The following is a 5944-nucleotide window of genomic DNA, read 5'->3' as shown; positions in this document are numbered from 1 at the left end:
ACCCAGCTGCTCAAGCAACCGCAATTTGCACCACTGCCGTTTGAAGAGCAGACCGCTTCGATTTACGCCGGTACCAACGGGCATCTTGATGGCGTTGCTGCCAATGACGTCGTGCGCTACGAAGCGGCCATGCTGGCCCATATGCGCAGCGAACATGCTGATATTTTGAAAACGATCCGTGAAAGCGGTGATTTGGCTGATGACACCAAGGCAGCTCTCGAAGCGGCACTGGCAGCATTTGGCAAGACGTTCGTATAAGGAGAAAATGTCATCCCGGACTTGCTCCGGGATCCAGTGAATAAAGATGCCGCGAAGCGAAGTTTTTATTGGACTGGGTTCCCGCCTTCGCGGGAATGACAATTGAAGGAACGAAATGGCTAGTCTTAAAGAACTGAAAGATCGGATCGCGTCGGTCAAGTCGACCCAGAAGATCACCAAGGCCAAGAAAATGGTGGCCGCTGCCAAATTGCGCCGGGCGCAGATGGCAGCTGAAGCTGCGCGTCCTTATGCCAGCGAGATGGAAAAGGTGATGGGGAACCTCGCCTCCAAGGTTGCGATCGACGAGAATTCATCGAAACTATTGGCTGGCACCGGCAAGCTGGAGACGCATCTTCTGGTCGTCGCGACATCGGATCGCGGCCTGTGCGGCGCGTTCAATGCCAATATCGTCAAGGAAGCCCGTGTTAAGGCGGAAAAGCTGCTCCAGGAAGGGCGTAAAGTCTTGTTCTACATGGTCGGCCGCAAGGGCATTCCGATCATAAAGCGCTTCTACCCCGGCATGATCCTGAAGCATTTCGATACATCGAATGTCAAAGCACCGGGATATGAAGAAGCCAAGGCCATTGCAGCGGACCTGACCGCGCTGGTCGAAGAGGGCAAATTTGACGTCGCCCATCTCTTCTACGGCAAGTTCAAATCCGCGCTGGTGCAGGAACCGACGGTCCAGCAAATCATCCCGATCGCGATTCAGGACGGCGCTGTCGCCGATTCCGGCGGAGCGGTGGACTATGAACCGGACGAGGACGAAATCCTCGCTGCCCTGCTCCCGCGCAATCTGACCACCCAGATTTTCGGCGCATTGCTGGAAAACAACGCCTCGGAACAAGGTGCATCGATGACCGCCATGGACAATGCGACCCGCAATGCCGGCGATCTGATCGACAACCTCACGATTATTTACAACCGCAGCCGTCAGGCCGCGATTACCACCGAACTGATTGAAATTATCGCTGGCGCTGAAGCGCTCTAAAAGCACGTACGCAAGGAAACGGAAAAATGGCAAAAACCAAAAATGTAGGCCGCATTTCACAGGTCATCGGCGCTGTCGTCGACGTCACCTTTGATAGCGAGATCCCGGCAATTCTCTCGGCTCTGGAAACCGACAATAACGGTAACCGGCTGGTTCTCGAGGTTGCCCAGCATCTCGGCGAGAACACGGTTCGTACTATCGCGATGGATGCGACCGAAGGTTTGACCCGAGGTCAGGAAGTAACCGACACCGGTTCGCAGATCATGATGCCTGTTGGCCCTGAAACGCTTGGCCGGATCATGAACGTGATCGGCGAGCCTATCGACGAACGCGGCCCGATCGGACACAAGACAACTGCGCCTATTCACGCGGAAGCCCCTGCTTTTGTGGACCAGTCAACCGAGAATGAAATTCTGGTTACCGGCATTAAAGTTGTCGATCTGCTCGCACCTTATGCAAAAGGCGGCAAGATCGGCCTGTTCGGCGGCGCCGGCGTCGGCAAGACCGTGCTTATTCAGGAACTGATCAACAACATCGCTAAAGGCCATGGCGGTACATCCGTCTTCGCCGGCGTTGGTGAACGCACCCGTGAAGGTAACGATCTCTATCACGAATTCCTCGACGCAGGTGTTATCGCCAAGGACGCCGACGGCAATCCTAAGTCGGAAGGCTCAAAAGTGGCGCTGGTCTTCGGCCAGATGAACGAACCTCCTGGTGCGCGTGCGCGTGTGGCTCTGTCCGGCCTGACCCAGGCGGAATATTTCCGCGATGTCGAAGGCCAGGACGTATTGTTCTTCATCGACAATATTTTCCGCTTTACGCAAGCTGGTTCGGAAGTGTCCGCGCTTCTTGGCCGTATTCCTTCGGCTGTGGGCTATCAGCCTACCCTGTCGACCGACATGGGCGCGTTGCAGGAACGTATTACTTCTACCAACAAGGGCTCGATTACATCGGTTCAGGCGATTTATGTTCCCGCCGATGACTTGACCGACCCTGCACCGGCAACATCCTTTGCCCACTTGGACGCGACCACCGTTTTGAACCGTGCGATTTCCGAGCTGGGCATCTACCCTGCTGTTGATCCTCTCGATTCAACCTCGCGCGTTCTCGAACCCCGCGTTGTTGGCCAGGAGCACTATGATACGGCCCGCGCTGTTCAGGAAACATTGCAAAAATATAAGTCTTTGCAGGACATTATCGCTATTCTCGGCATGGACGAGCTTTCGGAAGAAGATAAGCTGGTCGTTCAACGTGCGCGGAAGATCCAGAAATTCCTGTCGCAACCGTTCCATGTTGCTGAAGTTTTCACCGGCATCAAGGGCAAGTTCGTTGATCTGGAAGACACGATCAAGTCGTTCAAGGCGGTTGTCGAAGGCGAGTATGACCATCTTCCCGAAAACGCCTTCTACATGGTCGGCGGCATCGAAGAAGCGGTCGAAAAAGGCAAAAAAATGGCTGCTGAGGCGGCCTAAGCTACAACCATTGGCCCTGAGCTGTCGAACTGTGCGAATGCTCGACAGGCGCGCTTCGACTGGCTCGGGACCAACGGTATAAAGGTATTATAATGGCAAACCTACATTTCGAACTCGTGACCCCCGAAAAGCTCGTCCGGTCGGATGACGTTTTCATGGTTGTTGTGCCCGGTACCGAAGGTGACTTTGGCGTACTCGCCAATCATGCGCCTGTTATGTCCACGATCCGCGATGGCGATCTGGTTATTTACGCGACCGAAGGCGGGACGCCCGAGACGATCACGGTTCAGGGCGGCTTTGCCGAAGTCAACGACAAGGGCCTGACAGTACTCGCCGAAGCTGTTAGCTAAAACCGGTCGCGTCAATCGTGCGCCGCGGAATCGCGGTACAATTCCTCTCTTTCCTGCACCCACGGTCAGATGCTACGCTGTCCGAATGTCTAGAACATCGAGCCCGCGCTTGTCGAGCAAGCGATGACCCAGTCATCGCCCAAAACCGCCCCGATTGTCCATTTCCTATACGAGCCCGGCGATGGCGGCCTTGACCGGGTTGCGATTCTGTTAGCCAATGGCATGGCTGAACGCGGGATAGCGACCGAATTGTGGCTGACCCGGACGACCGGTTCGGTTGCGCATATGATTGCCCCCGAAGTAACCGTCCGCTTGGTGCCCACTCCAAAAATTGGCGGTCGCGGAACCCGATTGGTGCTCCAGATTCCCGCTGTCGCCCGGATGATCCGCAAACACCGGCCAAAGGCCATATTTTCTGCCGGAAACCAGACAAATCTGAGTGTGGCAATTGCCCGAAAACTTGCCGGTTCCAATTCGACCAGATTTATTCAGAAAATCACCAACCCGGTCATGCGTCCCGGCCTCGGACTCTGGCTGAAAATTTACCGGAAGTGGCGGTTCGGGTTTACCGCAAGATTTGCCGACATGTGCCTTACGCTCAGCGATGCGGATGCCAGGCATTATTCGGAAATCTATCCGCATGCTGCTGGCAAATTTCTTTCCGTATCTAACCCCTATGTAACCCCGTATATGTTGTCTTTGGGTGAGGATCGCGACGTCCGCACTCCGGCGACGCCCGCAAAACTGCTCGCAGTCGGTCGCATCGCTCCACAAAAGGGATATCGGACGATGATTTCCGCTCTTGCCCTAATCGCGGATCGCCCATGGTCGATGACCATATTGGGGGATGGCAGTCTGCGCGGCGAGGTGGAACAACATGCCAGAAAACTCGGCTTGGGCGACCGGATCGAGTTTAAGGGATTTGTTACCGATCCGACGCCTTATTACGCACAGTCGGACATCCTTGTGCTGTCGTCTCAATGGGAAGGGTTTCCGGCGGTGCCGCTGGAAGCCATGGCAACCGGCTGCGCTGTTGTCGCAACCGATTGCTCCGAGGGATTGACAAGATTGCTGCGTAAAACCGGCCTTGAAACCGTGCCTGTCCAGAATCCCGAAGCGCTGGCCAAAGCTATGGCCGATGCGATCGAAATGCCGCCGACGATTGCGCCACTGAGGGCCTGCGCCCGCACCTATTCCATCGAGAACAGCGTCGAACGGCACATTGAGCGACTGGAGCAAGCCTTGGCTGCCGGTTAGGCTTCGCCCAGCGGAAAATCGGCAAATACTGCGAGCGCAAGAGTAACTCCCCTTACAGCTGCCGTTTGTCGGCAAGAATGATCAGCGTTCAAAAATTTGTCCTTCACCTGTTTTCAAGGCTTAATGGCTGCATCCCGCGGCACAAGCCACAAACAGCATGTTCGCAATCTTTCCGATCCAATCGACCGAGTTTTCCGTTTATTAACCATTTTCGGGGAAAGAGGACATGTATCTCGTGACATTAGACAAATCGGACGGAACAGCATGAGCGCATTTGGCAAGAAAAATGGACTGGGCGGCGGCAAGCCATCCTTTGGCGTCGCCAAGCCGATGACCGGTGGCGGAAAAAAAGCTGCAAAATCTGAAAATCCCGACGAGGAACAGGGCGGCAATCAGTTTCCTCCCATAGATTCCATTCCGCTCCCGGGCGAAGGTGCGGCTGCTCCAGCCGCGCCCGATCAAAGTGATGCCATGGCGCGGCTTTCCGAACGCTCTCAGCCATTGGCAGAAGGCGGCGACAAGGATGAAGGTTTCGGTGCCTCGGTCCACAAAATCAAGGAACAGGTGCTCCCTCGCCTGCTCGAGCGTGTCGACCCGGAAGCTGCCGCGACCCTCAACAAGGAAGAACTGACCGAAGAATTCCGTCCGATCATCATGGAAGTGCTGACCGAGCTGAAGCTGACGCTTAACCGGCGCGAACAATTTGCGCTTGAAAAAGTGCTGGTCGACGAACTGCTCGGCTTTGGCCCGCTCGAAGAGCTGCTCAGCAATCCGGACATATCGGATATCATGGTCAATGGCCCCGAACAGACCTATATTGAAATCAAGGGCAAGCTTGAAATCGCCCCGATCCAGTTCCGCGACGAGGAGCATCTGTTCCAGATCGCCCAGCGGATCGTGAACCAGGTCGGCCGCCGCGTCGATCAGACCACACCGCTGGCCGATGCCCGTCTGAAGGACGGTTCGCGTGTCAACGTAATCGTCCCGCCGCTGAGCCTCAAAGGCACGGCGATCTCCATTCGTAAATTCTCCGAAAAACCGATCACGCTCGACATGATGAAGGGCTTCGGCTCGATGTCCGACGAAATGTGTACCGTGCTCAAGATTGCCGGCGCCTGCCGGTTTAACGTGGTTATCTCCGGCGGTACCGGTTCGGGTAAAACGACCATGCTCAACGCCATGTCAAAGATGATCGATCCCGGCGAACGCGTGCTGACGATCGAGGATGCTGCCGAGCTTCGCTTGCAACAACCGCATTGGCTACCGCTCGAAACCCGGCCACCCAACCTTGAAGGTCAGGGCGCGATAACCATCGGCGATCTTGTCAAGAACGCCCTGCGTATGCGTCCCGACCGGATCATTCTTGGCGAGATTCGTGGCGCGGAATGTTTCGATCTTCTCGCCGCCATGAACACCGGCCATGACGGCTCCATGTGTACGCTCCACGCCAATAGCCCGCGCGAGTGTCTCGGCCGTATGGAAAACATGATTTTGATGGGCGACATCAAGATTCCGAAAGAGGCTATTTCGCGCCAGATTGCGGAATCGGTCGATCTGATCGTTCAGGTCAAACGTCTGCGTGACGGTTCTCGTCGCACGACCAACATAACCGAAGT

5 protein-coding genes and 1 pseudogene are annotated in these 5944 nt (G+C 55.7%); all 6 read left to right on the top strand.

Annotated features, from left to right (window positions below; translation table 11 throughout):
- A pseudogene (locus WBM93_RS02650) lies at window positions 1-258 on the top strand (F0F1 ATP synthase subunit alpha); the annotation flags it as partial.
- 115 nt (window positions 259-373) lie between these two features.
- Window positions 374-1249 (top strand): F0F1 ATP synthase subunit gamma, encoded by an 876-nt coding sequence (locus WBM93_RS02645; RefSeq protein WP_424427894.1) that lies wholly within the window; start codon window positions 374-376, stop codon window positions 1247-1249.
- Window positions 1250-1275: 26 nt separating this feature from the next.
- Window positions 1276-2721 carry a F0F1 ATP synthase subunit beta gene (gene atpD, locus WBM93_RS02640; protein ID WP_424427892.1) on the top strand — a complete coding sequence of 482 codons (1446 nt, stop codon included), beginning with the start codon at window positions 1276-1278 and terminating at the stop codon, window positions 2719-2721.
- 92 nt (window positions 2722-2813) lie between these two features.
- Window positions 2814-3071, top strand: coding sequence for an ATP synthase F1 subunit epsilon (locus tag WBM93_RS02635; RefSeq protein ID WP_424427890.1), 258 nt, complete (start codon window positions 2814-2816; stop codon window positions 3069-3071).
- Between the two features lie 123 nt (window positions 3072-3194).
- On the top strand, window positions 3195-4328 hold the full coding sequence (locus WBM93_RS02630; protein ID WP_424427889.1) for a glycosyltransferase: 1134 nt from the start codon (window positions 3195-3197) through the stop codon (window positions 4326-4328).
- Window positions 4329-4592: 264 nt separating this feature from the next.
- Window positions 4593-5944: CpaF family protein (locus WBM93_RS02625; protein ID WP_424427887.1), on the top strand; the 1352-nt coding region annotated here is incomplete at its 3' end.

The sequence above is a fragment of the Parasphingorhabdus sp. genome, from assembly GCF_049667325.1.
GTDB lineage: Bacteria > Pseudomonadota > Alphaproteobacteria > Sphingomonadales > Sphingomonadaceae > Parasphingorhabdus.
This window is presented reverse-complemented; position numbering and strand designations above follow the sequence as displayed.